Source organism: Leisingera sp. MMG026 (assembly GCF_021654205.1).
In the GTDB taxonomy this organism is placed as follows: Bacteria; Pseudomonadota; Alphaproteobacteria; order Rhodobacterales; family Rhodobacteraceae; genus Leisingera.
Map to the genome: position 1 here is coordinate 59,392 of NZ_JAKFZM010000010.1, position 25,185 is coordinate 84,576.

Here is a 25,185-nt window from a genome sequence, read left to right on the forward strand (position 1 = left end):
TCTTACAAGACTGGCTGGCAGAAAAGTGAGGATCAGAAACCGTCAACCGGCGGTGCGGATGGGGTAGCAGCCCCGGCACGGCGGAATTGTTCGTTGGCGGCATGCGGGTCCAGCGTCTGTTTTTTGTAAAGCTGCTCGTAGCGATCGACCGGCAGCAGTTTGATCCGGCCCACACGGCGGTTGCGGTGGCGGAATTTGGCGTCCTCTTCGGCGACCGTTTCGCGCACGCCCGGTTCCACACCATAGCGGCTGGACGCTGTCACCAGGGCCGCATCGCTGGAGGGAATACCGCTGCCAGGAACCAATGCGCCGGGTTTGCCGCCCAGGGCAGCAACCGCTTCGGCTTGCGGATTGGGATCCGTCAAATTGGCGCCGCCGGGTGTAGGGGCCGGCAGACTGCTGTAGCTTTCCGGCGTGCTTAGCGGTTTGGAGGGCAGAACCAGGAATTCATCCGGGCCGGTGCCGGGCTTCTGGATGAGGCGCAGCCCCTTTTGCCCGCAACCGGCCACAGCCAGTGCGCCTGCCAGAACGATCACTCCGAACGGGATCCGCATTACCCCAAACTCCTGCCTGTTTCTCAGCGCTTTTAGCGCAATTGCCCAGCGAGGTCTACGCAGGCTTTTTGCGCCGCCCGTCAAAGAAAATCAGCCCCGCTGCGCCTGCAAAGATGAAGATATCGGCAACATTGAACACAAACGGGTTCTGGATGCCGCAGCACGATGTGTTCAGGAAATCCAACACGTATCCGTACAGCAGCCGGTCCGCGACATTGCCCAGCGCGCCGCCGATCACCAGCCCGGCCGAGAGCTGCATGCCCCGCGCCGCCTTCTGTGAGCGTGCGATCCAGATCACAAGAGCCAGGCAGATCGCCAGTGACATCCCGATCAGCATCCAGCGCGACGCCTCGTCTCCGCCGCCGAACAGACCGAAGTTGATGCCGGTATTCTCGCCGTAGCGGAAGTTCAGAAACGGCGGCAGCACGTCGATCCGGTGGCGCTGGTCCAGCCCCATCCAGTGGATCACCAGGTATTTACTTGCCTGATCCGCCAGAAACGAAAGGCCGGCGCCCCAGATCATCCAACGTGCTGCCATGTCTTAGCTCTGCCTGCTTAGTGGCGGAAGTGGCGCATGCCGGTGAAGACCATGGCCAGGCCCGCCTCGTTGGCCGCCTTGATCACCTCGTCGTCACGCATCGAGCCGCCCGGCTGAATGACGCAGGCGCCGCCTGCAGCTGCAGCTTCCAGCAACCCGTCCGCAAAGGGGAAAAACGCATCCGAAGCGACTGCGCAGCCCTTGGCGAGGCTTTCTTCCAGACCCAGTTCGGCGGCCATGCGGCCGGCCTTGGCCGCAGCCACATTGGCGCTGTCCAAGCGGCTCATCTGGCCGGCGCCGACGCCAACGGTGGCGCTGTCCTTCACATAGACGATGGCGTTGGATTTGACGTGTTTGGCGACTTTCCAGGCAAACAGCATGTCCTGCATCTGGGCATCAGACGGAGCCTTTTCGGTCACCACCTTCAAGTCCTCCATGCCGACGTAGCCCACGTCCTTGTCCTGTACCAGCATGCCTCCGGCCACCTGTTTGTAGGTGGTGATGGCTTTGCGCGGCTCGGGCAGACCATCCGTCAGCAGCAGGCGCAGGTTCTTTTTGGCGGCGAAGACCGCCTTAGCCTCCTCCGAAGCACCGGGCGCGATAACTACTTCGGTGAAAATCTCGGTGATCTTGGCGGCGGTTTCGGCGTCCAGCGGCTGGTTCAGCGCGACAATGCCGCCAAATGCGGAGGTGCGGTCGCAGTCAAACGCCTTCTGATAGGCCTCAGCCAGGGTCGCGCCCTTGGCCACGCCGCAGGGGTTGGCGTGTTTGATGATCGCGACAGCGGCGCTGTCGGCAGGATCGAATTCCGCCACCAGCTCATAGGCCGCGTCGGTGTCGTTGATGTTATTATAGCTCAGTTCTTTGCCCTGCAGCTGCACCGCGGTGGCCACACCGGGGCGGTTGCTGCCATCGGTATAAAAAGCCGCCTCCTGGTGGCTGTTTTCGCCATAACGCAAGGTTTGCTTCAGCTCGCCCGCAAAGGCACGGCGGCGCGGGGTTTTCTCTTCAATCGCGGTTGCCATCCAATTCGACACGGCAGCATCATAGGCTGCGGTACGGGCATAAGCAGTCTGCGACAGGCGCTGGCGGAAAGCATAAGACGTCTGACCGTCGTTCCGGTCCAGCTCTGCCAGCAGCGCCTCATAGTCCTGCACATCGGTCACCACGTTCACGAACAGGTGGTTCTTGGAGGCCGCACGGATCATCGCCGGGCCGCCGATGTCGATGTTTTCGATCATCTCGTCATAACCGGCACCGCGCGCCAGGGCCGCTTCAAACGGGTAGAGGTTCACCACCAGCAGGTCGATGGCACCGATGCCATGTTCGTTCATTGCAGCAACATGAGTATCATTGTCGCGCAGCGCCAGCAGGCCGCCATGCACCATCGGGTGCAGGGTCTTTACGCGTCCGTCCATCATTTCCGGAAAACCGGTCACTTCCGAGACATCCTTGACCGTTAGGCCGGCTTCACGCAGCGCCTTGGCAGAGCCGCCGGTGGACAGCAGCTCAACACCGCGCGCAGACAGCGCCTTGCCCAGCTCGATCAGGCCGGTCTTGTCGGATACGGAAAGCAGCGCACGGCGTACGGGGTGAAGGTCGGTCATGGCAGGGCGGTCCTTTTCAAAGGCTCAGTCAAACGTCTCGGGTTCGTCCCGGTTCAGGTCTCGCACGGCAATGGCAGTCTCCTGCGCTTTGCTGAGCGTCCACCGGATACGCGTCGCATACTCCATCGCGCGTCCGGATAAAACGATCTGCTTTGCCGCACGCGGCTTTAAGCGGGTCTTTTCCAGGAAAACGCTCGGCTCCAGCCGCAGCCGGCAGGTTCCGTCATGGCGGAACACCCAGATTTCCCCGCTCTTGAGCGCCATGGATACCGCGGCGCCGCCCAAGTCAAGGGCCGCGTCCACCTCAGGGTGCAAATGCAGGCGGAAGTCAAAGCCGACGCCGCCTTCAGCGCTGGTATCCCGCACCTTGGTGAACTGGCGCTTGGCAGTATCGTCCAGCGCCACCAGCATGTCTTCGCCGCTCAGCGCCCGCCCGTCAAACGACAAATCCAGGGTCCGCGCATGGGTCAGCCCGAAATGAGAAGTATAGCCATTGTGCCCGCCCTGAAAACGGCAGCCATCCGCCAGGTCGCTGACCTCCAGCGGCACCTCATCAGGGGCTTCGATCAATTCCTCATGGCCAGTGGTCTTGTGCGGCGCGGCCAGCCGGGCGCTGGAGTGCCCCTCGATGCACAGCGTGGAATGCGAGGGCGTGGCACGCCCGGCCCGGCGCCATTCGACGCCAAAAGTTTCACCCGATCCGCAATTCACAATCAGAGGCCGCCGCCCTGATGTCAGCTCAAACGCCAGGGTCGAGGCATGGCCATAGTTCGACGCCTTGCCCTTGGGCGGCGCCGAGGCATCGACAAGTACCGAGGTCCGCCGCGCAGACAGCCGGGCAAACCCCATTGCCAGCCCATCCGCATGGCGGTCAGCCACATGACTGGCCGCAAGGGCATGGTCCAGCCGCCCCTCCAATCCGCGGCCGCCGCCATGGAACCGTGCCAGCCCGCCATCACTGTGGCGCAAGGTGCGCAAAGTGGGGGCGATCCGCTCAATCGCATTGATTTGCGCAGGCGGCACTGTGCGCCCGGCTTCATGCAGGGCAGCCGCGGCCCAGGTCAGCAGGGTGAAAACCTCCAACAGCTCTTCTGGGTTGCGAGTCGGCAACCCGCCCTGGTCATCAATCTGCGCCTCGCATTCTGCCGCCAACGCGCGGACCGCCGGGTCGGCCAGCTCTTCGCGTCCCTGCAGGGCAAGACCCGCATAGATCAAGCCGCATAATGCCTCGAACCGGGGCAAGCCCGGCGCAGCCCCCTGCCAGCGCTGTGCCAGGAACCAGGTCTGTTGCGACAGCGAATGATAAAAGGCTTCGGTCTCGTCTTTTTCCTTGCCGCTCAGCAGGAACAGCGCGTGGTTGATCCAGCGGATCACCCGCCGCCCGGTCAGATCGGGCAGCCAGGCCAGCCCGCCGCTGCGTCCGTGCTGCTGGATCCAGCCCCAGACCCATTTCTGCGCTTTGGCGCGGGCCTTGAAATCCCCGACCGCCGCCAAGTCGTCGAGCCAGGAAAAACCGTGCCGCTCCGCATCGAAAGCTGCATCCGGGGCGGCAACCTCCCACAATCCGGTGTCAGGCGATTCGACCAGGTACCCAGCAAACAGCAGGTTGCCAGCCACCAGCTGACGGCCACGGGCAAAGCTGCCGATGGTGCGCGGCTCGGGCTGCGAGACAAAGCCGGTAGCAGCCGGCTGGCTGCGCGCCCGCCAAGCGTAATAGCTGTTCAGCAGCCGGGTGCCGCGGCCGGCCATTCTGTCAAAAGTGGACATGCTCTTTTTGCCTCACGCCGGATTTTGCCAGGGCGTTTTGGCGCGAGCATAACGCGAGGGGCGGTTCAAGTCACCGGCGAAAACCGGGGACGCACCAGGGTCACGCGGATTTGCGCAAAAGGGCCAAATAGAACCCATCCATGCCACCGCGTTCCGGCCAGTAGTCGGGGCGCAAGCGCAAGCCGCCCTCTTCGCTGATCCAGTCCGGAACCACGCCGGGCACCTGCAATCCTTCGCGGTCGACTGACATCTCCGGGAACATGTCCAGCGCTTCCTCCACCTGGCATTCGCCCTCATCCGGCAGCAGGGAGCAAGTGCAGAACATCAGCCGCCCGCCAGGTTTCACCAGGGTCCAGGCGTGGGCCAGCATCTGCGCCTGCAATTCGATCAGGGCGCCAAAGTCACTGCCATCTTTGGCCTGCGGAAGATCCGGGTGGCGGCGGATTGTGCCGGTGGCCGAACAGGGGGCATCCAGCAGCACGGCATCGAACTGGCCCTGCTGTTCCAATGCATCGCCCACAACCAGCTCCGCTTGCAGTCCAGTGCGGGTCAGGTTTTCCTGGAGCCTGGACATGCGGTTTTGGGAGACATCCACTGCGGTCACCTTGGCACCCGCGGCTGCCATCTGCATGGTTTTACCGCCCGGCGCCGCGCAAAGTTCCAGCACCTGCTCACCTGGGCGAACATTCAGAATGCGGGCGGGCAACGCGGCGGCGGCATCCTGGATCCACCAGTCGCCGGTCTCATATCCCGAAAGCGCCGATACCTGTCCGGCATTGGCGATCCGCACAGAACCGGTGGGCAAGATTTCCCCGCACAAAGCGCTCAAGTCCGAATTGGGTTTAGCCGTTACATCCAGCGCGGCACCGGCGAAATGCGCGGCCTCCATACCCAGCATCGCCTCCGCCCCCCAGGCCTGCACCAATGGTTTGCGCAACCAGTTCGGCAGGCGCGGCACACGCAGTTTGGCCCATTCCGCCGGACCGTCCTCTGCCACCTTGCGCAATACTGCATTGACCAGCCCTTTGAGCTGCCCATGCCGCCGGAGCTTGGAGACGATGGCCACCATAGCATTCACAACACCGTGCGCCGCGCCGCCCGAACACAATTCCACCGTTCCCAGCCGCAACGCATTCAGCACGGTTATTGGCGGTGTTTTCTTCAAATGCTTCTTCAGCACCCGGTCAGCGCGTTCCAGGTTGCGCAGGGTTTCCCCAGCCAGCCGCTGCGCCCGTGCCCGGTCTTCCGGCGCCAGCTTCTCCAGTGTACCTGCGGCAAAACATTCCGCCAGCAGCCGCCCCTCTCCCAGAACCTGATCCAGCAGGTATACCGCGGTGCGGCGGGCGTGATTGGCGTCTGACATCTGGCAACTCCTCAGGGCGCGGCTTGTTTGCGCGGGACAGGGGCGTATATCATGGGCCAAGCATAAAGGAACCCGCGATGAGCGACGATACTCCACTTGGTACAAATGGCCTGCCTCCCGCCGCCCTGCGCGCATTGGCCGAAGCCGAAGAGCGCCGCAAGGCAGCCGAGGCGCAGGACCCGCGCCCCAAGGAGCTGGGCGGACGCGATGGACCCGATCCAGCCCGCTTTGGCGATTGGGAGAAAAAAGGCATCGCAGTCGATTTTTGAGCCGCGGCCGGGGGCTTTGCCCCCTCGCAGGCGCTGCCTGCTCACCCCCAGAGTATTTTCCCAAAGGTGAATGACCTACATCTTTTCAAAAATACTCACGTCCCGCTGCCGGCAGGCGGCTTTGCCGCCGAGAGGCGAGGGGCGGCCCCCAGGGCCGCATTTCAGACCTCAGAGCCCCAGCACATCCACCATATCATACTGTCCCGCCCCCTTGTCCTGGCCCCAAAGCGCAGCCTTCAGCGCGCCGCGGGCAAAAATGGCTCGGTCGGTGGCCATATGGCGCAGCACGATACGTTCGCCAGCGGCGGCAAACAGCACGTCATGCTCGCCCACGATGTCGCCGCCGCGGATGGCGGCGAATCCAATGTCGCCGCGCTTGCGGGCGCCGGTGATGCCATCACGTCCGGAATCGCGCACATCCGACAGATGAACGCCGCGGCCTTCGGCTGCGGCTTCGCCCAGCATCAATGCAGTGCCAGACGGAGCATCGACCTTGTGGCGGTGATGCGCCTCGATCACTTCGATGTCGAAATCCTCGTCCAGCGCCGCGGCGACCTTCTTGGTCAGCTGCACCAGCAGGTTCACACCAAGGCTCATGTTGCCGGCGCGCACGATCACTGCGTGCCGGGAGGCCGGCTCCAGCTGGGCGATCTGCGCATCCGTCATGCCGGTGGTGCCGATCACATGCACCGCGCGCGCTTGGGCTGCCAGTTTGGAAAAATTCAACGTCGCTTCCGGCGATGTGAAATCAATCACCGCTTGCGCTTTGGAAAAAGCCTCCAGCGCATCCGACGTGACGGTGACGCCAACGGGCGCCCCGCCCATTGCTTCGCCCGCATCGCGGCCGACCCAAGCATGCCCTTCACGCTCCACCGCGCCGGTCAGCGTGGCCTTATCGCTTTCCAGCACCGTCTTGATCAGCATCTGCCCCATGCGGCCTGATGCGCCGGTAATCACGATCCCTGGTTTGCGGGTCATTGGCCCATTCCTTTTTCAAACTGGTTCAAGCTGGATTTGTCCTACATTGCCGGGCAGCGCTTGGCAAAGCCCGCAATCCGGCATAGATCGGAAACATGGCAAAGAACAAATTCCAAGATGGCCCCGGCCCTTCCCAGCGCCAGCTTCGCGTCGGCGAACTGATCCGCCGCTCTCTCTCCGAGGTGCTGGCGCGCGGAGATGTGCATGATCCGGACCTGAACCGCATGTCGATCACCGTAGGCGAGGTGCGCACCTCGCCGGATCTGAAAATCGCCACTGCCTTTGTGCTGCCTTTGGGCGGCAAAGGGCAGGAGGATGTGCTGAAGCTCCTCGCCCGGAACAAGGGTGAACTGCGCCGCGCGGTCGGCAAGAAGCTGGGACTGAAGTTCGCCCCGGATCTGCGCTTCCGGCTGGATGAAACCTTTGATCAGATGGACGAGACCCGCCGGATGCTGTCCCAGGACGCGGTGCGCCGCGACACGGAAGAGTGATCCGCAAGGCCGCCTTGCTGCTGGCCGCGCTCTGGGCCGCCCCGGCCGCAAGCGCGGTGGAATGCAGCGATGCGGCCTACGAGGGCAACCGGTATTCGATCTGCGAGGTGGATGCATCACGGGAGCAGCTGCGGCTGTTCCTGCGCGATGGCGAGGGGCAAGTCTACGGGCATTTCTCCACGCTGGACACGGCGTTGGCGGAAGACGGCAAAGCGCTGGTATTTGCCACCAATGCCGGGATGTATCACAGCGACCGCTCGCCCGTGGGTCTCTATGTTGAAGACGGCGCCGAGGAAATGCGGCTGGTCACCAATGCAGGCCCTGGCAACTTCGGCCTGCTTCCCAATGGCGTCTTCTGCATCCGCGAAGGCCGGGCTGATGTTTTCGAAACCTTTGCTTTCGGCAAAGCCGCCCCCGCCTGCGCCTATGCCACCCAATCCGGGCCGATGCTGGTGATCAATGGAGAACTGCATCCGCGGTTCCTGCCCGATTCGGACAGTTATTATGTGAGGAACGGGGTCGGCACCTCAGCCGATGGCCATCGTGTGGTCTTTGCCATCTCGCGCAATGCGGTGACGTTTCACCAGTTCGGCAGCCTGTTCCGGGATTACCTGAAACTGCCAAACGCGCTGTATTTCGACGGCAATATCTCGCGCCTGCATGCGCCTGAGCTGGGCCGCAGCGATGCGGGATTCATGATGGGGCCTGTTGTGGGCGTGGTCGAGGACGCCCCGGCCGGCGAATAGCCCTCTTAACCCGGACGTTTGCGCATCTGCCGCACCATCGGAATCGAGTAGATAACCAAAGCGGCCCAGATCATCGGGAAGGCGATCATCCTGGCACGTCCGAATTCCTCGCCAAACAGCAGTACCGCAGCCAGCATGATCATAGTCGGTGCGATGTATTGCAGGATTCCCATGGTCGACAGCCGCACCAGCTTGGCCCCGTTGGCATAGATGATCAACGGCACCGCGGTGACAACACCGCACCCAAGAAGCAGCAAGGAGTCGCTGAAAGAGCCGCCAAAGCTGCCGCTGCCGGTCGCAGCAAGATAGGCAAAATAGCCCAGCGCCGGGAACAGCAGGATCAGTACCTCCAGCAGAAAACCCTGATTGGGGCCGATCGGCAGTGATTTTTTGAAAAACGCATAAAACCCCCAAGTCAGCGTCAGCCCAATTGAGACCCAAGGCACGCTGCCGGCTTCGACCGTCAGAACCACCACTGCAGCAGCGGCCAAAGCAACAGCGGCCATTTGGGCCTTGGTGAGCGGCTCACGCAGCAGGAAGGCGCCCAGGGCAATGCTGAATAACGGATTGATATAGTAGCCCAAAGCCGCGTCCAACGCCCGGCCAGAGGCAATCGACCAGACATAGATCCCCCAATTCACCGAAATCAGCGCCGCAGTGATACAGGCCATGCCCAGCATCCGGGGATTTTTCAGCGCCGCCTGCAGATCCCGTGTCCGCCGCAGGATGAGCAGAAGCGCCCCAGCGACGGGCACTGACCAGATTACCCGGTGGGAAACAACTTCAGCTGCGGGAATGTGCGACAGCGCTTTCATGTAAAGCGGCAAAAATCCCCACATCAGGTAGGCCGCAATGGCAAAAGCCAACCCGCGGGGCGTGTCTGTGTTTTCGAAGGCCGGCTGTGTCATGCGAAAGTTCCTGTCCAGGACACTGTTATGGCTGGTTTTTACCGGGTTGAAACTTTGTTTTCTGTGATAACGGGTATTCGCTGCCTTTATGGGGCCGCCGGCATGCCCTTCCGGACTCATTACGCAACAAAACGGCCCCGGAAACCGGGGCCGCAGTGCAAATCGGGGCAAGCAGTTTGGGCTAAAACCGCCCGTCAGGCTTCAAGCGACCGGCGCAGCATCTCCACGTCTTCGGCGATCTGGCCGTCAGTGGTCTTCAGCTCCTCGATGCGCTTCACACCATGCATGACTGTGGTGTGGTCGCGCCCGCCAAAACGGCGGCCGATTTCCGGCAAGCTGCGGCTGGTCAGCTGCTTGCACAGGTACATCGCCACCTGACGCGGGCGGGCGTAAGAACGCAGGCGCTTGGGGCCGATGATGTCGGACATGCGGATATTGTAGTACTCGGACACCTTGCGCTGGATCTCCTCGACAGTGATCTTTCGCTCGGAGGCCCGCAGCACGTCGGCCAGGCAGTCCTGGGTCAGGTCCATGTCGATCTCGCGGCCTACCAGCGAGGCAAAGGCGAACAGGCGGGTTAGAGCGCCTTCGAGCACCCGCACATTGGTCGAGATGCGGTGTGCCAGGAATTCCAGCACGCCAGCGGCGATGCACAGGTCCGGATAAGTTTTGCGCTGCTGCTCCACCTTGGTCTGCAAGATGCCCAGGCGGAGCTCATAGTCGGTCGGGTGCAAATCCACCACCAAGCCGCACTGCAGGCGGGATTTCACCCGGTCTTCCAGATCCTTGATTTCGCCGGGGGCGCGGTCGGCCGAGATGATGATCTGCTTATTCTGATCCACCAGCGCGTTGAAGGTGTGGAAGAATTCCTCCTGGGTGGAATCTTTGCCGGCGATGAACTGAACGTCATCCACCATCAGCACATCGACGGAGCGGAACAGGTGCTTGAAGTCCATCATCTTGCGCTCGCGCAGCGCTTGCACAAAGCGGTACATGAACTGTTCCGCCGACAGATACAGCACGTTGAGCGACGGGTTCTTTTCCTTCAGCTCCCAGGCTATGGCGTGCATCAGGTGGGTCTTACCCAGACCAACGCCGCCATATAGCACCAGCGGGTTGAAGGTGACCGGGCCGCCTTCGCCAACGCGGCGCGCGGCAGCATGAGCCAGTTCGTTCGGCTTGCCCACGACAAAGCTGTCGAAGGTAAAGCGTGGATCCAGCGGAGCCGCCTGCAGCGCTTCAAGCGTGTCCTTGCCACCCGCCGATGCCGGCACAGCAGCGGGTGCTGTCATCACCGCCACGTCACCCTGTGCGCCGCCATAGACATCAGCCGCTACGGCGGTGTCTGCAGGACGTGCCGGGCTGTTGGCAGCAACCCGGAAGGCCAGGCGCTGGACCGGCTCACCGGACATGGCCAGCTCATGCAGAATCAGATCCGCAAAGTTCTGGCTGACATAGTTCCCCATGAAATTCGTCGGCACCTTGAAGACAGCAACGCCGCCGTCCACGGTGTCAAACTCCAATGGCTCAATCCAGGTTGTGAAATTGTTCTGGCCGACCGTCTTCAACAGCCGGTTTCTGAGCTGTCCCCATTTTTCTTCTGTCATGCTGCGCCTCACGCGTCCCCAAAAAAGCAGCGGCCCCTTGGCCGGGCCAATTCTATTCTATCTTACCCCCAACCACCCGGGAGGCATTCACGCACAGGGGTTATGTGTGCGGACCAGCAGTGGCCGCATTACCCGAAGGCTGAAAGTTCGCACAAAACAGCAAAAACAGCCGCAAGAAGCGGCGGATTTGCCGTGACGAACAGTATCGCACACAATTGAGACAAGGCTGCTGTCCTAAACCAAACACAGCAGTGGATCCCGGTCAGAACAACGCACGTATGTGCCGTCTGTACCGGATAACCTGGCAACCTTGATGCCCGTCAAGATTGCCGCAAGCAGCCTGTCCCCCCAGCGAGTGAATCGCTGTCCTATTGGTAGCAATTCGAGGGGGGCGGCAGCAACGAAACTATGATGTTGACTCTGCCTTTGGCGACAAAGAATCTCTCGCGCCTGCAGAACACCGCCGAGGGTTTTCCAAAAAAACAAGGCGCTGCAATCTGCAGCGCCCTGACAACTTTTCAACTCTGCTTGAGCTTGCCTAGCAGCGCGAATCTCAGGCCAGTGCCTTCACGCGTGCGGACAGGCGCGAGATTTTGCGGGAAGCGGTGTTTTTGTGGTACACACCCTTGGTAACACCGCGCATCAGCTCGGGCTGAGCAGCGCGCAGAGCTGCGGTCGCAGCTTCTTTGTCGCCGGAAGCGATAGCTTCTTCAACTTTACGCAGGTAGGTGCGGATGCGCGAACGACGGGCTTTGTTGACGGCAAAGCGCTTTTCGTTCTGACGTGCGCGCTTCTTGGCCTGGGGCGAATTTGCCATGGTGTTTGACCTTATCTCGGGTTCTGTTTCTATCGGACGCAATGCCAGCCAAACCCGGGTCACTAAACCGGTGTGATTCTAGCCAGAGCGGGCTGCACGCGCATGTATGGGGCGGCATTTATCCAATCCGGTGCAGAATTGCAAGGGCGCTGGCCCGGAAAGCAAAACGGCGGGCCCATCCGCCCGCCGCCCTGTTACTTTAATCGCAAGCTGGACTCACTTGTCCCGGAACTGCGCCTCACGCTTTTCCAGAAAGGCGGCCATGCCTTCTTTCTGGTCTTCGGTGGCAAACATCGAGTGGAATACCCGGCGCTCGAACAGCAGCCCCTCGTTCAGCGGCAGCTCGTAAGAGCGGTTCACCGTCTCCTTGACTGCCATCGCTGTCAGCAGCGATTTTTCGGCGATCTTCTGTGCCGCTGCGGTGGCTTCCTCGATCAGCTTCTTGGCCGGCACCACGCGCGACACCAGGCCGGCGCGTTCGGCTTCCTCGGCGTTCATGAAGCGGCCGGTGAGGTTCATATCCATCGATTTGGACTTGCCCACAAACCGGGTCAGACGCTGTGTGCCGCCAATTCCTGCAACGACGCCCAGATTGATCTCAGGCTGGCCGAATTTGGCAGTCTCAGCAGCGATAATGAAATCGCACAGCATCGCCAGCTCGCAGCCGCCGCCCAGCGCATAACCGGCCACCGCCGCGATCACCGGCTTGCGAATGGCAGAGATCCGGTCATTGGCATCGGCAAACAGGTTCGTGGAGAACACTTCGGTAAAGCTCATCTCCGACATCTCTTTGATGTCGGCACCGGCGGCAAAGGCCTTTTCCGAACCGGTCAAAACGATGCAGCGCACCTTGTCGCTGGCATCGGCCTCCTCCAAAGCGGCGCACAACTCACCGATAAGTTCTTTGTTGAGCGCGTTCATCGCCTCTGGGCGGTTCAGTTTTATGAGGCAAACGTGGTCCTGCACATCGACGTTGATCGTCTCGTAGGCCATGATTTCTCTTTCGGTTGTTCCGTTCAAATCCGAGTCCTTACCAAAAGGGGCACTCTGATCAAGCTATCTTTGGCACTTTACACAGTAGAAGGTGGAGCGTCCGGACTGAGTGATTCTGGCAATTGACCCGGTGCAACCCGCACGGCGGCAAGGTTCGCCCTCGCGCCCGTAAGCATCGAAAGAATGTTGAAAATATCCAAGTTCACCAGAGGCTTGCCGAAAATCCTTGAGCGACGATCCGCCTGCACGGATGGCATCCTGCAACACTTCCCGGATGATCGGAACCAGCGCCGCAACCCGATGCGCGGCAATCTGCCCAGCCTTGCGGCGTGGCGAAATTCCCGCACGGAACAAAGCTTCGCAGACGTAAATGTTACCAAGGCCAGCAATGATTCCCTGATCCAGTAATGCAGATTTCACCGGCGTGTTGCGACCCTGGAAGGCGGCAACCAGATGATCCTCGTGAAAATCATTGCCCAGCGGCTCCGGCCCCAGCACCGCCAGCAGTTTGTGGGACTCGGCAGTCGCCGTCTCCAGCAGATCCATCGCCCCGAACCGGCGCGGATCGTTGAAGGTGATGCGGGCGCCGTTGTCCATATCCAGAACCACATGATCGTGCTTTACTGCTTGAGGGTGCTCATGCGTGAACTGCCCCAGCGGATCACCCGACACCGTCATCCGGCCCGACATGCCAAGGTGTATGAGCAATGTCTCATCCGTATCGAGGTCGGCAAGAATGTACTTCGACCGCCGCCGCAGCCCATTGACCCGCGCACCGGTCAGCCGCTCGGCCATCCGCTCCGGAAACGGCCAGCGCAGGTCCGGCCGGTTCACAGCCGCATTTGTGATCACCGCCCCCTCCATCGCAGGCGCCAATCCGCGTTTCACTGTCTCGACCTCGGGCAATTCTGGCATTACACCCCTCCTGAACCAACGGGCCGCATTGTGCCTGCCCTCCAGCGCCTTATAACAAGGGCGGAATTCAGCAAACGGCAAGCCTCATGAGCGATAGCAGCGACAACACCACCCATTTCGGGTTCGAAACCGTCCGCGAGGAGGAAAAGGCCGGCCGCGTGCAGGGGGTCTTCAACTCGGTCGCCTCAAAATACGACATCATGAACGACGTGATGAGCGTCGGCATCCACCGGGTCTGGAAAGACGCGATGATGGACTGGCTGGCGCCGCGCCCCGGTCAGCGGCTCTTGGATGTGGCGGGCGGCACCGGCGACATTTCCTTCCGCTTCCTGAAGCGCGCAGGGTCCGGTCATTCCACTGTGTTCGACCTTACCCGCCCGATGCTGGAGGAAGGCCGCAAACGCGCCGAGGCAGAGCAGATGGCGCACAGCCTCGACTGGGTCACCGGCGATGCGATGAAGCTGCCATTCAAGGACAACACTTTCGACGTCTACACGATCTCCTTCGGCATCCGGAACGTAACCCGCCCGCAGGAGGCCCTGAACGAGGCTTACCGGGTGCTGCGCCCCGGCGGGCGGCTGATGGTGCTGGAGTTCTCGCAGCTGCCGAATGACGGGCTGCAAAAGCTTTATGACCTCTACTCCTTCAATGTGATTCCGCGGATGGGGCAAATGATTGCCGGCGATTACGACAGCTACCAGTATCTGGTGGAATCGATCCGCAACTTCCCCGATCAGGAGACTTTCCTCGGAATGCTGCGCAAAGCAGGCTTTGAAAACGCCAAGTACCGCAACCTGTCGCTGGGCATCGCCGCCCTGCATTCCGGCTGGAAGATCTGACCTATGCGCGGTCCCCACAACATTCTGCGCCTGATCCGCACAGGCGCCACTTTCGAGCGCACCGGCGCCATGCATTCGGTGCTGGAGGCGTTTGAGGCCCCCAGGCCCCTGCGTATCCTCGCCCGCACCCTGGGCTGGCCTTTCAAATGGCTGGGCTACAAGGGCGATCCCGCGATGCCGCCCGAAACCCGCGCGCTGAACGCCCTGGGGCCTGCCTATATCAAATTCGGGCAGGTTCTTTCGACCCGGCCCGATGTGGTGGGCAAGGATCTCGCCCGCCAATTGCGGGTGCTGCAGGATAAGCTGCCGCCGTTCTCCCGCGCCGAGGCGCTGGCCGAAGTGGAAAAAGAACTGGGCCGCCCGGTCTCAGAGGTTTTCTCGGAGTTCAGCGACCCCATCGCCGCGGCCTCCATTGCGCAGGTGCACCGGGCCACCCTGGCGGACTCCGGCGATGAAGTGGCCGTCAAGATACTGCGGCCCGGTATTGAGCGCGCCTTCAACAAGGATGTGGACGCCTTTTACTTCGCTGCCCGTATAGCCGATCTTTTTGCGCCCGGTGCCCGCCGCCTGAAACCGATGGACGTGATCGAGCATTTCGACGGCGTGGTGCAAGGGGAATTGGACCTGCGCCTGGAAAGCGCCGCCGCCTCGGAATTTGCCGCCAATACAGTGAATGACGAAGGTTTCCAGCTGCCTGAGATCCGCTGGGGCTATTCCGCCCGCCGGGTAATGACGATGGGCTGGGCGGACGGCGTTGCGCTGGGTGACAATGACGCGCTGGATGCAGCGGGCCATGACCGCCGGGTGCTGGCCGACCGGGTGCTTTCACTGTTTCTCCGCCACGCACTGCGCGATGGTTTTTTCCACGCCGACATGCATCAGGGCAACATGAAGGTCGCGGCAAACGGTGACATTATCGCCTACGACTTCGGCATCATGGGCCACATTGATGAGTACACCCGCCGGGTCTACGCCGAGATCCTCTATGGTTTCATCAAACGCGACTACAAACGCGTCGCCGAAGTGCATTTCGAGGCCGGTTATGTATCCGCCTCCCACGATGTGGATGAATTCGCCCGCGCCTTGCGCGCGGTGGGAGAGCCGATCTTCGGCATGGATGCCTCGCAGATCTCCATGGGGCGGCTGCTGAACTATCTGTTTGAAGTCACAGAGCGTTTCGGCATGGAAACCCGCACCGAGCTGATCCTGCTGCAACGTACCATGGTGGTGGTCGAAGGCGTCGCCCGCTCGCTGGATCCGCATATCAACATCTGGGAAGCCGCCCAGCCGGTGGTCGAGGATTACATCAAGAAGTCCATCGGCCCGCGCGCCGTGGTTTCCGACCTATTGGACACCGCCAAGGTGATGGCCCGGTTTGGCCCCCGGCTGCCCGCGCTGGTGGAACAGGCGCTGATCGCACAAGCAGCGCAGAACGGGACACAAAAACGCACGCTGAACAGCTGGGTAACCCCGGCTGTTCTAGGCGCAGCCGGCGGAGCAAGCCTCTGTGCCGTTGTTGCCCTGCTGCTGTGAGCGTGCAAACGCCCCAACGGCACGGTCTTCTTTCTGGTCTGAAATACCCCAGGGGTGAGCGCCGCAAGGCGCGAGGGGGCAGCGCCCCCTTCGCTTTCTTTTACAGCCGCTCGATTGCCAATGCGATGCCCTGACCACCGCCGATGCACATCGTGATCAGACCTTTCGATCCGCCGATCCGCTCCAATTCATAAAGCGTTTTCAAGGTGATGATAGCGCCGGTTGCCCCCACCGGATGGCCCAGGGCAATCGCTCCGCCGTTCGGGTTCACCCGGGCAGGGTCCAGCCCCAGTTCCTTGTTCACCGCCAGCGCCTGCGAGGCAAAAGCCTCGTTCGATTCAATGACGTCGAAATCGCCCGCCGACAGGCCGGTCTTTTCGAACAGGTTACGCACCGCAGGAACCGGGCCGATCCCCATCACCTCGGGACGCACACCGGCATGGGCATAGCCCAGGATCCGCGCCTTGGGTTTCAGGCCCGCCTTTTCTGCGGCGGAGGCCGTGGCCAGCACTACCGCCGCCGCACCATCGTTGATCCCGCTGGCATTGCCGGCGGTAACCCGGCCGTCTTTCTGGAACACCGCTTTAAGCCCGCCCAGAACATCCAGAGTGGTGGCTTTGGGGTGCTCGTCCACCTCGAACGGCACCATGTCGCGCTTGACCTTCACCTCAACCGGCGCGATCTGCGATTTGAAATGCCCGGCCTCGATTGCTGCCGCCGCCCGGGTCTGGCTGGTGACGGCAAATTCATCCATCTGGGCGCGGGTAATTCCGTGCTCATCGGCGACGTTCTCGGCTGTAACCCCCATATGGCCTGTGCCGAACGGGCAGTTCAACGCCCCCAGCATCATGTCGAGCGACTTTACATCACCCATCTTCGCCCCCCAGCGGCTTTGCTGGAGGATATAGGGGCTGCGCGACATGTTTTCGGCGCCGCCGGCCAGCGCGAACTCCGCATCGCCCATAGCAAGAGATTGAAAGGCTGATATAATTGCCTGCACGCCGGAACCGCAAAGCCGGTTCACGTTCATCGCGGGCACCGCATCAGGCACCCCCGCCTGCATCGCTGCAACCCGGCTCAGGTACATGTCGCGCGGCTCGGTGTTGATGATGTGGCCGAATACGGCGTGGCCGATTTGCCCGCCCTCAACGCCAGAGCGCTCCAGTGCTGCTTTTGATACGGTTGTGGCCAGATCAATCGGTGCAGTACCTGCCAGCGCGCCGCCAAATGTGCCGATGGCGGTGCGGGCGCCGTCCAGAATCACGATATCAGTCATTGTCTTTCTCCTCACTCCTGCGTTGCCGCCATTATGCGCCCGCAGCATGACCCTGTCTGCCGGGACGTGCCGTCATGGAAACGCCGCGTAACTCCCCGTGCACCGCCACTGCGCAACATTCCGAAATACCGCAGGATTTGACAAATCCTGCCTGACGGCGCAGAGAATCCGTCATGACGGAAAACACAGACGATATCCTGACCCTGCTGCCCGCCCGCCTGAAAGAGGCCCGCCGCACCCAAGGGCTGAGCCTGGAGGCGGTGGCGAATCTCTCTGGCGTCAGCCGTTCCATGGTAAGCCAGATTGAGCGCGGCGAAAGCTCCCCCACCATCGCAACACTGTGGAACCTGACCCGTGCGCTGCAGGTGGATTTTGCCGGGCTGCTGGAAACAGGGGACATGAAAGACCGGATTGAGGTTCTGCGCGCAACAGATGTGCCCAAGATCGAGAATATGGGCCAAGGATGCCGAATCCGCATTCTGTCGCCGCCAGAGGACGCCGGCGGGCACGAGGTCTATGATATCCGTTTCGACAAGGGCGGTGCACTGATCAGCCAGCCCCACACCCGCGGCACAGTGGAGCAGTTGACCGTTCTAGAAGGCGAAATCGCACTTTCTTCGGGCAATGCCAACAACTTGCTGCAAACAGGCGACACTGCCCGTTATGCCGCTGATGTTGCGCATTCGGTCACCGCCCCCGAGGGGCCGGCGCGGGTGTTTCTTATTGTGAAAACCGCTTGAGGTATGCCCTCAAGCCCGGCTGCACCCGTTGTTTCAATATCAATCCAGGCATTGGCAGACCTTTCACACAGGCGGGAGAGTTCGGGTTTGAGCCGGATCTTTTTAGCTGAACCGGCGTAAACGCACCGGCAAGAAAGCCCCTCTCTCCACCTTTCCGGAACAAAGCCCTTGAAAGACTCACGGCATCGGACCATATGTGGATCGCTAACGTTATTCTTGTCGATCCACTGTCTCCCGCTTTGCGGCGTTTTCAGTCTCTCGATCCAGACCGACTACGCCAGGCTGCCGCACTTCCGCGGGCAGCAATTATTAGGAGACTACGGATATGGCCACCGGCACCGTAAAATGGTTCAACACCACTAAAGGCTTCGGCTTCATCGCACCCGACGGCGGCAGCAAAGATGTGTTCGTGCACATCTCCGCTGTTGAGCGTTCCGGCCTGACCGGCCTGGCGGACAACCAGAAAGTCACTTTCGACATCGAGCCCGGCCGTGACGGCCGCGAGTCGGCTGTGAACCTGGCGCTGGCATAAGCTTTTAAGCTTAGCAGTTCTGAAACGCGGTCCCTGCAAAGGGGCCGCGTTTTTTTGTGCCTGCCATTCGGACACAAAGGGACAGTCAGCCCTTGTTTTTGTCATCCCAAGGCGCAGGCTCCCACAGCTCCACCTTGTTGCCTTCCGGGTCCATGATCCAGGCAAAGCGGCCATTCTCATGGGCGTCAGGCCCTTTCAGAATGGGAATATCTGCGGCCGTCAGCTGTGCAACCATGCCGTCCATGTCATCAACCCGGTAGTTAATCATAAAGCCCGAGGTACTGGGATCGAACCAAGTCCCGTGCTGATCAGCAGCGGCCCATACGGTGAGGCCGCCGTCGCCGGCCTTGTCATCCTGCCACTTGAGGACGGCGCCGCCGAAATCCGCCAGCTCCAGCCCCAGATGGTCGCGGTACCATTCTGCCAGCTCAGTGGCGCCGCCGCGCGCCTTGATGAAGACTCCGCCGATACCCGTGATGCGTGCCATGACTGTTTCCTCCCTGTTTTGGGATGAGATAGTCCGGCCGGGTGGAATTTCAGCCTTCAAATCCGGTTTCACGGAATTTTTTCCGCCATACTGAAATCCTGTATTTCGGAAACGCATCCGCTATGATAGACACGCGACTCGAGACACCCAGGGAGCCAGCTCATGTCCAACGCATTTCTGACCGACATCTCCAATACGCTTGCCCAGATCGAGGCTGAGGGACTGTACAAACGTGAGCGAATGATCACCTCCCCCCAAGCGGGCGGGATCACGGTTGGCGGCCGCGAGGTGATCAACCTCTGCGCCAACAACTATCTGGGTCTGGCCAACCACCCTGCCCTCATCAACGCCGCCAAAGACGCGATGGAGCCAAAAGGATTCGGCATGGCCTCAGTCCGGTTCATCTGCGGCACCCAGGACATTCACCGGGAGCTGGAGCAGCGGCTGGCCAAATTCCTCGGCAAGGATGACGCAATCCTGTTTGCCGCCTGTTTCGATGCCAATGGCGGGCTGTTCGAGCCGCTGCTGGGGCCGGAGGATGCGATTATCTCGGACTCGCTGAACCATGCGTCGATCATCGACGGGGTACGCCTGTGCAAGGCCAAACGCTATCGCTATCTGAACAGCGACATGAACGATCTGGAGGCCTGGCTGAAACAGGCGCGCGAGGACGGGGCGCGGCACATCATGATTGCCACCGACGGGGTGTTCTCGATGGACGGGTATCTGGCCAAGCTGCCGGAGATCCGGGCGCTGGCGGATAAATACGATGCTGTGGTGATGGTGGATGACTGCCACGCAACCGGCTTTATGGGCGCAACGGGAGCCGGCACGCCGGAGCATTTCGGGGTGGACGTGGATATCGTCACCGGGACATTGGGCAAAGCACTTGGGGGGGCCATCGGCGGTTACATCGCCGGGCCGCAGCCAGTGATCGACCTGCTGCGGCAGCGGGCGCGGCCCTATTTGTTCTCCAATTCGCTGCCGCCATCAATTGTTGCTGCCGGGCTGGAAGCGATCCGGCTGGTCGAAGAAGGGGACGGGCTGCGGGCGCAGCTGTTCGAGAATGCGAAGTACTGGCGGGCGGGCTTGGAAAACCTCGGCTTTGACCTGTTGCCGGGTGAGCATCCGATCATCCCGGTGATGCTGGGAGAGGCGCAGCTGGCGCAGGATATGGCGGCGCGGCTGTTTGACGAGGGCGTCTATGTCTCCGGCTTCTTCTTCCCCGTCGTGCCGCGCGGTCAGGCGCGGATCCGCACCCAGATGAATGCGGCGCTGACGCGGGATGAGCTGGACCGGGCATTGGCCGCCTTTGGCAAGGTCGGCAAGGAATTGGGGATTGTGTCATGAGCCGGCCGAACACGATGAAGGCGCTGGAGAAGAGCCATCCGCAGGAAGGTCTGTGGATGGTTCAGGCGCCGGTGCCGGAGATCGGCCCGGACGAAGTGCTGATCAAGATCAGGAAGACCGGCATCTGCGGCACCGACATCCACATCTGGAACTGGGATGAGTGGGCCTCGCACACCGTGCCGGTGCCAATGATTACCGGGCATGAATTTGCGGGCGAAATCGTCGAGATCGGGCGCAATGTCACCGATTTGGCCTTGGGGCAGCGCTGCTCCGGCGAGGGGCATCTGATCAAGACGGACTCGCGCCAGAGCCGCGCCGGCAAATTCCATCTGGATCCCGGAACCCGCGGCATCGGGGTGAATGAGCAAGGCGCCTTTGCCCAGTATCTGAAACTCCCGGCCTTTAACGTGGTGCCGCTGCCGGAGGAAATCCCGGATGAGATCGGCGCCATTTTGGACCCTTTGGGCAATGCTGTGCATACGGCGCTCAGCTTTGATCTGCTGGGTGAAGACGTGCTGATTACCGGCGCAGGCCCCATTGGCATCATGGCGGCGGCGGTGGCGAAACATGCCGGCGCGCGCCATGTGGTGATCACCGATATCAACCCGGACCGCCTGACACTGGCGGAACATGTGGTTCCGGCAGTGCGCGCGGTGAACGTGGCGCAGGAAGACTTGCAGGATGTGGTGCGCGAGTTGGGCCTGAAACAGGGGTTTGATGTCGGGCTGGAAATGTCCGGCTCGCAAGCGGCATTGGATCAGATGGTCGAAGCGCTGGTGATGGGCGGCAAGATTGCCCTGTTGGGCATTCCGCCGGGAAAATCGCCGGTCGACTGGTCGCGCATCGTGTTCAAGGCTGTCACCATCAAGGGCGTCTATGGGCGCGAAATGTTCGAGACCTGGTACAAGATGATCGCGATGTTGCAGAACGGGCTGGATGTGAGCCGGGTCATAACCCACCGCTTTGGCGTCGATGACTTTGCCGAGGGTTTTGCGGCGATGAAATCCGGGTCCAGCGGCAAGGTAGTGCTGGACTGGGGCTGAGGATTGGTTGAGGGGGCTTTGCCCCCTCGCGCCGCTGGCGATCACCCCCAGGACATTTTGAGCCCGAAGAAGAAGGGAAAACTAAGGGATCAGCGGCTGGCGGCCGTTTTCCGTGAGCTGCCAGCAGTTGCGGCCTTCGAAGATGGCGGCACTGAGCGGGCGGCCGTAGCCGGCGCCGCTGTCCAGGTTGATGCGGTTGCCGTAATGGCTGGGGCAGTCCACTGGTGTATGGCCATGCACAATCAGTTTCGGGTGCTTACCAGTGTGGTCATGGAACGGCTGCCGGATCCAGACCAGATCGTTCTCTTTCTGCCGGGCCAGCGGTACACCGGGAACGATTCCGGCGTGCACAAAGGCCAGATCAGGCGTCTCGTAGAGGGGCGTGAGGCTGCGCAGGAATTCTGCGTGACGCAGGGGAATCACCTCTTTGGCTTGTGCATGCAAATCGTCGAGCCGGGTGCGGTCCTTGAATGTCAGCCCGTAACTGGCAAGGGTTTCAGTGCCGCCGATCCGCTCATGCAGCCAGTGGTAGCCGATCAGAAGATGCGGGTCATGGCGCGGAATGTCCTCCATGAACCATTCAAACATCCGGTCGTGGTTCCCCTTCAGGCAGATCCAGTCCCGGCCCTCCTCCTGGCTTGCGATCAACCGTTCGATCACCCCGCGGCTGTCCGGGCCGCGGTCTGTGTAATCGCCCAGAAAGACAACCCGTGCGTCCGGGCCGCCGTCGGCCTCGATCCGGGCCAAAGCCTCCTCCAGCATGGCAAGCTGGCCGTGAATGTCACCGATCGCGTAAAGGGGGGCGGTCATGGCATAGTCCTATGATTGAAGAAGCCCGGATAAGAAAACGCCGCCCTTATAACCGGGCGGCGTTCCTGATTGAACCAGTTACGTCTTCAGCACTTAGGCTACATCGAATGCCAGCGGCTTGACCTGGTTGAACAGCCCGGTTTCGGCCAGTTTGGCGCGGACCTCGGCGGGCACTTCGTCATCTACATAAAGCAGTGCGATGGCTTCGCCGCCAGCTTCGGAGCGGCCCAGGGTGAAGTTGGCAATGTTCACATCGCTTTCACCCAGGGTGTGGCCCAGGGTGCCGATGATGCCAGGCACGTCCTCGTTGGTGGTGTACAGCATATGCGCACCGACCTCGGCCTCGATATTGATGCCCTTGATCTGGATAAACCGCGGCTTGCCATCGGAGAACACGGTGCCAGCCACCGAGCGTTCGCGCTTGGAGGTCACTGCGGTCACCTTGACATAGCCGTCGAAGGTGCCGGATTTGTCCTGGTTTGTGGTCGATATCTGGATGCCGCGCTCCTTGGCGACCACCGGGGCGGACACCATGTTCACCTCGGGGTTGGCGCGTTTCATAATACCGGCAATCACCGCACAGTTCAGCGCGTCCAGGTTCATCTCCGAAGCGGCACCGTCATAGAGGATGTTGATCGCCTTGATCGGTTCATCCGTCATCTGGCCAACGAAGCTGCCCAGGTGATCGGCCAGCTTGATCCAGGGGCCCATGACCTTGGCTTCTTCCGCCGTCACCGAGGGCATGTTGAGCGCGTTTTCCACCGCGCCGGTCAGCAGGTAGTTGGACATCTGCTCAGCCACCTGCAGAGCGACGTTTTCCTGCGCCTCGGTCGTGGCGGCACCCAAATGCGGAGTGCAGACCACGTTGGGCAGGCCGAAGAGCGCGTTTTCCTTGGCCGGTTCCACCGAGAACACGTCGAAGGCCGCACCCGCCACATGGCCGGAGGTCAACAATTCTGCCAGCGCGCCTTCGTCCACCAGGCCGCCGCGGGCGCAGTTGATGATGCGCACGCCCTTCTTGGTCTTCTCCAGGTTTTCCTTGGACAGGATGTTGCGGGTCTGATCGGTCAGCGGCACATGCAGGGTGATGAAATCGGCACGGGACAGCAGCTCGTCCAGCTCCACCTTTTCGACGCCCATCTTGTCGGCTTTCTCAGTGCTCAGGTAAGGGTCATAGGCCACCACCTTCATCTTGAGGCCGCGGGCGCGGTCGCAGACGATGCCGCCGATGTTGCCGGCGCCGATCACACCCAGGGTCTTGGCGGTCAGTTCGGTGCCCATGAACTTGGACTTCTCCCACTTGCCGGCATGGGTGGAAGCGGAGGCCTCGGGCAGCTGGCGAGCGGTTGCGAACATCATGGCGATGGCGTGTTCGGCGGTGGTGATCATGTTGCCGAAGGGCGTGTTCATCACAATGACACCGCGCTTGGAGGCGGCTTCTTTGTCGATGTTGTCAGTGCCGATGCCGGCGCGGCCGATCACCTTGAGGTTTGCGGCACTCTCCAGGATCTTTTCGGTCACTTTGGTCGCCGAGCGGATCGCCAGGCCGTCATACTGGCCGATGATTTCCGCCAGTTTTTCCTTGTCCTTGCCCACATCGGGCAGGAAATCGACGTCGATGCCGCGGTCGCGGAAGATCTGCACGGCAGCTTCGGACAGTTTATCAGAGATGAGGACTTTGGGAGCCATATTTGTGGTCCTTTTCATACGGGGGCCTGTGCGGCCTGATATTGTGAAGGGTCCCCCCTTGGGGGATCCGGGGCATGCGCCCCGGAGCAGAGCCGAATTCAGGCGGCTTCAGTCTGGAGGGCGATCTCAGCCTCGAAGGCCCATTTGATCCAAGGCATCAGCGCAGCCACATCAGTGGTTTCAACCGTGCCGCCGCACCAGATCCGCAGGCCCGCAGGCGCGTCGCGATAGGCGCCGATGTCATAGGCTGCGCCTTCATTTTCCAGCCGTTTGGCCACGGCTTTGGCAAACGCTGCACCGTCCTGGATGCGCTCATCAGTGAACTTGAGGCAAACACTGGTGTTGGAGCGGTATTCCGGCTGTTCAGCCAGGAACGCGATCCAGGGATTGTCCTGCACAAAGCTTTGCACTGCGGCGAGGTTGGCATAGGCGCGTTCGCGCAGGCCTTCCATACCGCCAACCGAGCGCGCCCAGTCCAGCGCCAGCAGGTAATCCTCAACCGCCAGCATCGAGGGAGTGTTGATGGTGGCGCCCTGGAAAATGCCGTCGATCAGCTTGCCGCCCTTGGTCAGGCGGAAGATCTTCGGCAGCGGCCAGGCGGGGGTGTAGCTTTCCAGCCGTTCGACAGCGCGGGGGGAAAGGATGATCATGCCGTGCGCCGCTTCGCCGCCCAGCACCTTCTGCCAGGAGAAAGTGGTCACATCCAGTTTATCCCAGGGCAGGCGCTGCGCAAAGGCTGCCGATGTGGCATCGCAGATGGTCAGTCCTTCGCGGTCCGCCGGGATCCAGTTGCCGTTGGGAACCCGCACGCCGGAGGTCGTGCCGTTCCAGGTGAAAACGACGTCATTGGAGAAATCGACAGAGGCGAGGTCCACGATCTGGCCGTAATCGGCGGTCTTGACGGTGGCGTCCAGTTTCAGCTGCTTCACCGCGTCGGTGACCCAGCCAGAACCGAAGCTTTCCCAGGCCAGCATCTCGACGCCGCGGGCACCCAGCAGGTTCCACATTGCCATCTCAACAGCGCCGGTATCCGACGCCGGGACAATGCCGATCTTGTAGTCAGCAGGGATGTTCAGAATTTCGCGGGTGCCTTCGATCGCCGCCTTCAGGCGCTCCTTGCCCACTGCCGCACGATGCGACCGGCCCAGCGGCGCACCGGCAAGTTTGGCAACATCAAACACAGGAGGTTTGGCACAGGGGCCAGAAGAAAAACGCGGATTGGCCGGCCGCGATGCCGGTTGTGCAATAGCCATCAATGCTATCCTTCCAGATAAGCGCCCCTCGTTGGGGAGGGGTGTCCCGCCACCAGAGCTAGGGCGCTGCAGCGCGGCAT

Annotated in this window: 25 protein-coding genes; 9 read left to right on the forward strand and 16 right to left on the reverse strand. The window is 61.5% G+C overall.

The genetic code is table 11. From position 1 onward, the window contains the following. Positions 1 to 32 precede the first annotated feature (32 nt). From L1069_RS07275 to L1069_RS07295, 5 genes are all read right to left on the reverse strand, one after another. Positions 33 to 554 (reverse strand): DUF3035 domain-containing protein, encoded by a 522-nt coding sequence (locus L1069_RS07275; RefSeq protein ID WP_129369217.1) that lies wholly within the window; start codon positions 552 to 554, stop codon positions 33 to 35. Positions 555 to 609: 55 nt separating this feature from the next. Beyond that, positions 610 to 1,092: a signal peptidase II gene (lspA, locus tag L1069_RS07280; protein ID WP_237455222.1), complete on the reverse strand. Its 483-nt coding sequence runs from the start codon at positions 1,090 to 1,092 to the stop codon at positions 610 to 612. 17 nt (positions 1,093 to 1,109) lie between these two features. Next, a complete protein-coding gene (gene purH, locus L1069_RS07285; protein WP_237455223.1) occupies positions 1,110 to 2,699 on the reverse strand; it encodes a bifunctional phosphoribosylaminoimidazolecarboxamide formyltransferase/IMP cyclohydrolase in 1,590 nt (529 codons plus the stop codon). A 24-nt stretch (positions 2,700 to 2,723) separates the two neighbouring features. Continuing rightward, the gene (locus tag L1069_RS07290) at positions 2,724 to 4,466 is read right to left on the reverse strand and encodes a heparinase II/III family protein (RefSeq protein ID WP_237455224.1); all 1,743 of its coding nucleotides are present in this window, start codon (positions 4,464 to 4,466) and stop codon (positions 2,724 to 2,726) included. Between the two features lie 100 nt (positions 4,467 to 4,566). Next, entirely contained in the window at positions 4,567 to 5,829 is a 1,263-nt protein-coding gene (locus tag L1069_RS07295) for an RsmB/NOP family class I SAM-dependent RNA methyltransferase (protein WP_237455225.1), read from the reverse strand. A 77-nt stretch (positions 5,830 to 5,906) separates the two neighbouring features. Between L1069_RS07295 and L1069_RS07300 the strand changes: the two genes are divergently transcribed. Beyond that, the gene (locus L1069_RS07300) at positions 5,907 to 6,098 is read left to right on the forward strand and encodes a DUF1674 domain-containing protein (RefSeq protein WP_129369212.1); all 192 of its coding nucleotides are present in this window, start codon (positions 5,907 to 5,909) and stop codon (positions 6,096 to 6,098) included. A 168-nt stretch (positions 6,099 to 6,266) separates the two neighbouring features. Here the strand turns inward: L1069_RS07300 and dapB are convergent, their stop codons facing one another. Then, positions 6,267 to 7,076: a 4-hydroxy-tetrahydrodipicolinate reductase gene (gene dapB, locus L1069_RS07305; RefSeq protein ID WP_237455226.1), complete on the reverse strand. Its 810-nt coding sequence runs from the start codon at positions 7,074 to 7,076 to the stop codon at positions 6,267 to 6,269. A gap of 95 nt (positions 7,077 to 7,171) precedes the next feature. Here dapB and rbfA point away from each other — a divergent pair, with 95 nt between their 5' ends. Beyond that, positions 7,172 to 7,567 carry a 30S ribosome-binding factor RbfA gene (gene rbfA, locus L1069_RS07310; protein WP_129369210.1) on the forward strand — a complete coding sequence of 132 codons (396 nt, stop codon included), beginning with the start codon at positions 7,172 to 7,174 and terminating at the stop codon, positions 7,565 to 7,567. Beyond that, positions 7,564 to 8,313 carry a phosphodiester glycosidase family protein gene (locus tag L1069_RS07315; RefSeq protein WP_237455227.1) on the forward strand — a complete coding sequence of 250 codons (750 nt, stop codon included), beginning with the start codon at positions 7,564 to 7,566 and terminating at the stop codon, positions 8,311 to 8,313. Before rbfA ends, L1069_RS07315 begins: the two co-directional genes overlap by 4 nt. 5 nt (positions 8,314 to 8,318) lie before the next feature. Here the strand turns inward: L1069_RS07315 and rarD are convergent, their stop codons facing one another. From rarD to mutM, 5 genes are all read right to left on the reverse strand, one after another. Then, entirely contained in the window at positions 8,319 to 9,221 is a 903-nt protein-coding gene (gene rarD, locus L1069_RS07320; protein ID WP_237455228.1) for an EamA family transporter RarD, read from the reverse strand. A 194-nt stretch (positions 9,222 to 9,415) separates the two neighbouring features. Next, on the reverse strand, positions 9,416 to 10,828 hold the full coding sequence (gene dnaA / locus L1069_RS07325) for a chromosomal replication initiator protein DnaA (RefSeq protein WP_129369208.1): 1,413 nt from the start codon (positions 10,826 to 10,828) through the stop codon (positions 9,416 to 9,418). Between the two features lie 553 nt (positions 10,829 to 11,381). Beyond that, the gene (rpsT, locus tag L1069_RS07330; RefSeq protein WP_027257159.1) at positions 11,382 to 11,645 is read right to left on the reverse strand and encodes a 30S ribosomal protein S20; all 264 of its coding nucleotides are present in this window, start codon (positions 11,643 to 11,645) and stop codon (positions 11,382 to 11,384) included. 216 nt (positions 11,646 to 11,861) lie between these two features. Beyond that, positions 11,862 to 12,638: an enoyl-CoA hydratase gene (locus tag L1069_RS07335; RefSeq protein ID WP_129372784.1), complete on the reverse strand. Its 777-nt coding sequence runs from the start codon at positions 12,636 to 12,638 to the stop codon at positions 11,862 to 11,864. Between the two features lie 63 nt (positions 12,639 to 12,701). After that, entirely contained in the window at positions 12,702 to 13,553 is an 852-nt protein-coding gene (mutM, locus tag L1069_RS07340; RefSeq protein ID WP_134830956.1) for a bifunctional DNA-formamidopyrimidine glycosylase/DNA-(apurinic or apyrimidinic site) lyase, read from the reverse strand. Between the two features lie 86 nt (positions 13,554 to 13,639). Between mutM and ubiE the strand changes: the two genes are divergently transcribed. Continuing rightward, positions 13,640 to 14,392 carry a bifunctional demethylmenaquinone methyltransferase/2-methoxy-6-polyprenyl-1,4-benzoquinol methylase UbiE gene (gene ubiE / locus L1069_RS07345; protein WP_129372782.1) on the forward strand — a complete coding sequence of 251 codons (753 nt, stop codon included), beginning with the start codon at positions 13,640 to 13,642 and terminating at the stop codon, positions 14,390 to 14,392. Between the two features lie 3 nt (positions 14,393 to 14,395). Continuing rightward, positions 14,396 to 15,925, forward strand: a complete 1,530-nt coding sequence (ubiB, locus tag L1069_RS07350) for a 2-polyprenylphenol 6-hydroxylase (protein WP_237455229.1) — start codon at positions 14,396 to 14,398, stop codon at positions 15,923 to 15,925. A gap of 100 nt (positions 15,926 to 16,025) precedes the next feature. Here the strand turns inward: ubiB and L1069_RS07355 are convergent, their stop codons facing one another. Beyond that, positions 16,026 to 17,201, reverse strand: coding sequence for an acetyl-CoA C-acyltransferase family protein (locus tag L1069_RS07355; protein ID WP_237455230.1), 1,176 nt, complete (start codon positions 17,199 to 17,201; stop codon positions 16,026 to 16,028). A 173-nt stretch (positions 17,202 to 17,374) separates the two neighbouring features. Here L1069_RS07355 and L1069_RS07360 point away from each other — a divergent pair, with 173 nt between their 5' ends. Together L1069_RS07360 and L1069_RS07365 are read left to right on the forward strand one after the other, a co-directional pair. Continuing rightward, entirely contained in the window at positions 17,375 to 17,941 is a 567-nt protein-coding gene (locus L1069_RS07360) for an XRE family transcriptional regulator (RefSeq protein WP_027257153.1), read from the forward strand. A gap of 325 nt (positions 17,942 to 18,266) precedes the next feature. Beyond that, on the forward strand, positions 18,267 to 18,473 hold the full coding sequence (locus L1069_RS07365) for a cold-shock protein (protein WP_024092327.1): 207 nt from the start codon (positions 18,267 to 18,269) through the stop codon (positions 18,471 to 18,473). Between the two features lie 85 nt (positions 18,474 to 18,558). Here L1069_RS07365 and L1069_RS07370 read toward each other — a convergent pair whose 3' ends face one another. After that, positions 18,559 to 18,960 (reverse strand): VOC family protein, encoded by a 402-nt coding sequence (locus tag L1069_RS07370; RefSeq protein WP_134830960.1) that lies wholly within the window; start codon positions 18,958 to 18,960, stop codon positions 18,559 to 18,561. Positions 18,961 to 19,122: 162 nt separating this feature from the next. Between L1069_RS07370 and L1069_RS07375 the strand changes: the two genes are divergently transcribed. Next, entirely contained in the window at positions 19,123 to 20,310 is a 1,188-nt protein-coding gene (locus tag L1069_RS07375) for a glycine C-acetyltransferase (protein WP_129372778.1), read from the forward strand. Between the two features lie 14 nt (positions 20,311 to 20,324). Continuing rightward, a complete protein-coding gene (tdh, locus tag L1069_RS07380; RefSeq protein ID WP_237455259.1) occupies positions 20,325 to 21,353 on the forward strand; it encodes an L-threonine 3-dehydrogenase in 1,029 nt (342 codons plus the stop codon). Positions 21,354 to 21,434: 81 nt separating this feature from the next. Here tdh and L1069_RS07385 read toward each other — a convergent pair whose 3' ends face one another. The 3 genes from L1069_RS07385 to L1069_RS07395 form a co-directional block, all read right to left on the reverse strand. Next, entirely contained in the window at positions 21,435 to 22,163 is a 729-nt protein-coding gene (locus tag L1069_RS07385; protein WP_237455231.1) for a metallophosphoesterase family protein, read from the reverse strand. A 93-nt stretch (positions 22,164 to 22,256) separates the two neighbouring features. Beyond that, positions 22,257 to 23,852 carry a phosphoglycerate dehydrogenase gene (gene serA, locus L1069_RS07390; protein WP_237455232.1) on the reverse strand — a complete coding sequence of 532 codons (1,596 nt, stop codon included), beginning with the start codon at positions 23,850 to 23,852 and terminating at the stop codon, positions 22,257 to 22,259. A gap of 98 nt (positions 23,853 to 23,950) precedes the next feature. Beyond that, the gene (locus tag L1069_RS07395) at positions 23,951 to 25,105 is read right to left on the reverse strand and encodes a phosphoserine transaminase (protein ID WP_129372775.1); all 1,155 of its coding nucleotides are present in this window, start codon (positions 25,103 to 25,105) and stop codon (positions 23,951 to 23,953) included. Positions 25,106 to 25,185: the final 80 nt, after the last annotated feature.

Excerpts from the sequence above, each read along its gene's own strand:
- rpsT (WP_027257159.1), bottom strand. The coding sequence starts at position 11,645 with ATGGCAAATTCGCCCCAGGCCAAGAAGCGCGCACGTCAGAACGAAAAG.
- ubiB (WP_237455229.1), top strand. The coding sequence starts at position 14,396 with ATGCGCGGTCCCCACAACATTCTGCGCCTGATCCGCACAGGCGCCACT.
- serA (WP_237455232.1), bottom strand. The coding sequence starts at position 23,852 with ATGGCTCCCAAAGTCCTCATCTCTGATAAACTGTCCGAAGCTGCCGTG.
- dnaA (WP_129369208.1), bottom strand. The coding sequence starts at position 10,828 with ATGACAGAAGAAAAATGGGGACAGCTCAGAAACCGGCTGTTGAAGACG.
- L1069_RS07365 (WP_024092327.1), top strand. The coding sequence starts at position 18,267 with ATGGCCACCGGCACCGTAAAATGGTTCAACACCACTAAAGGCTTCGGC.
- rbfA (WP_129369210.1), top strand. The coding sequence starts at position 7,172 with ATGGCAAAGAACAAATTCCAAGATGGCCCCGGCCCTTCCCAGCGCCAG.
- tdh (WP_237455259.1), top strand. The coding sequence starts at position 20,325 with ATGAAGGCGCTGGAGAAGAGCCATCCGCAGGAAGGTCTGTGGATGGTT.
- L1069_RS07290 (WP_237455224.1), bottom strand. The coding sequence starts at position 4,466 with ATGTCCACTTTTGACAGAATGGCCGGCCGCGGCACCCGGCTGCTGAAC.
- L1069_RS07300 (WP_129369212.1), top strand. The coding sequence starts at position 5,907 with ATGAGCGACGATACTCCACTTGGTACAAATGGCCTGCCTCCCGCCGCC.
- dapB (WP_237455226.1), bottom strand. The coding sequence starts at position 7,076 with ATGACCCGCAAACCAGGGATCGTGATTACCGGCGCATCAGGCCGCATG.
- L1069_RS07360 (WP_027257153.1), top strand. The coding sequence starts at position 17,375 with ATGACGGAAAACACAGACGATATCCTGACCCTGCTGCCCGCCCGCCTG.
- rarD (WP_237455228.1), bottom strand. The coding sequence starts at position 9,221 with ATGACACAGCCGGCCTTCGAAAACACAGACACGCCCCGCGGGTTGGCT.
- L1069_RS07395 (WP_129372775.1), bottom strand. The coding sequence starts at position 25,105 with ATGGCTATTGCACAACCGGCATCGCGGCCGGCCAATCCGCGTTTTTCT.
- ubiE (WP_129372782.1), top strand. The coding sequence starts at position 13,640 with ATGAGCGATAGCAGCGACAACACCACCCATTTCGGGTTCGAAACCGTC.
- L1069_RS07370 (WP_134830960.1), bottom strand. The coding sequence starts at position 18,960 with ATGGCACGCATCACGGGTATCGGCGGAGTCTTCATCAAGGCGCGCGGC.
- L1069_RS07355 (WP_237455230.1), bottom strand. The coding sequence starts at position 17,201 with ATGACTGATATCGTGATTCTGGACGGCGCCCGCACCGCCATCGGCACA.
- L1069_RS07275 (WP_129369217.1), bottom strand. The coding sequence starts at position 554 with ATGCGGATCCCGTTCGGAGTGATCGTTCTGGCAGGCGCACTGGCTGTG.
- lspA (WP_237455222.1), bottom strand. The coding sequence starts at position 1,092 with ATGGCAGCACGTTGGATGATCTGGGGCGCCGGCCTTTCGTTTCTGGCG.
- L1069_RS07375 (WP_129372778.1), top strand. The coding sequence starts at position 19,123 with ATGTCCAACGCATTTCTGACCGACATCTCCAATACGCTTGCCCAGATC.
- L1069_RS07385 (WP_237455231.1), bottom strand. The coding sequence starts at position 22,163 with ATGACCGCCCCCCTTTACGCGATCGGTGACATTCACGGCCAGCTTGCC.
- L1069_RS07335 (WP_129372784.1), bottom strand. The coding sequence starts at position 12,638 with ATGGCCTACGAGACGATCAACGTCGATGTGCAGGACCACGTTTGCCTC.
- mutM (WP_134830956.1), bottom strand. The coding sequence starts at position 13,553 with ATGCCAGAATTGCCCGAGGTCGAGACAGTGAAACGCGGATTGGCGCCT.
- L1069_RS07295 (WP_237455225.1), bottom strand. The coding sequence starts at position 5,829 with ATGTCAGACGCCAATCACGCCCGCCGCACCGCGGTATACCTGCTGGAT.
- purH (WP_237455223.1), bottom strand. The coding sequence starts at position 2,699 with ATGACCGACCTTCACCCCGTACGCCGTGCGCTGCTTTCCGTATCCGAC.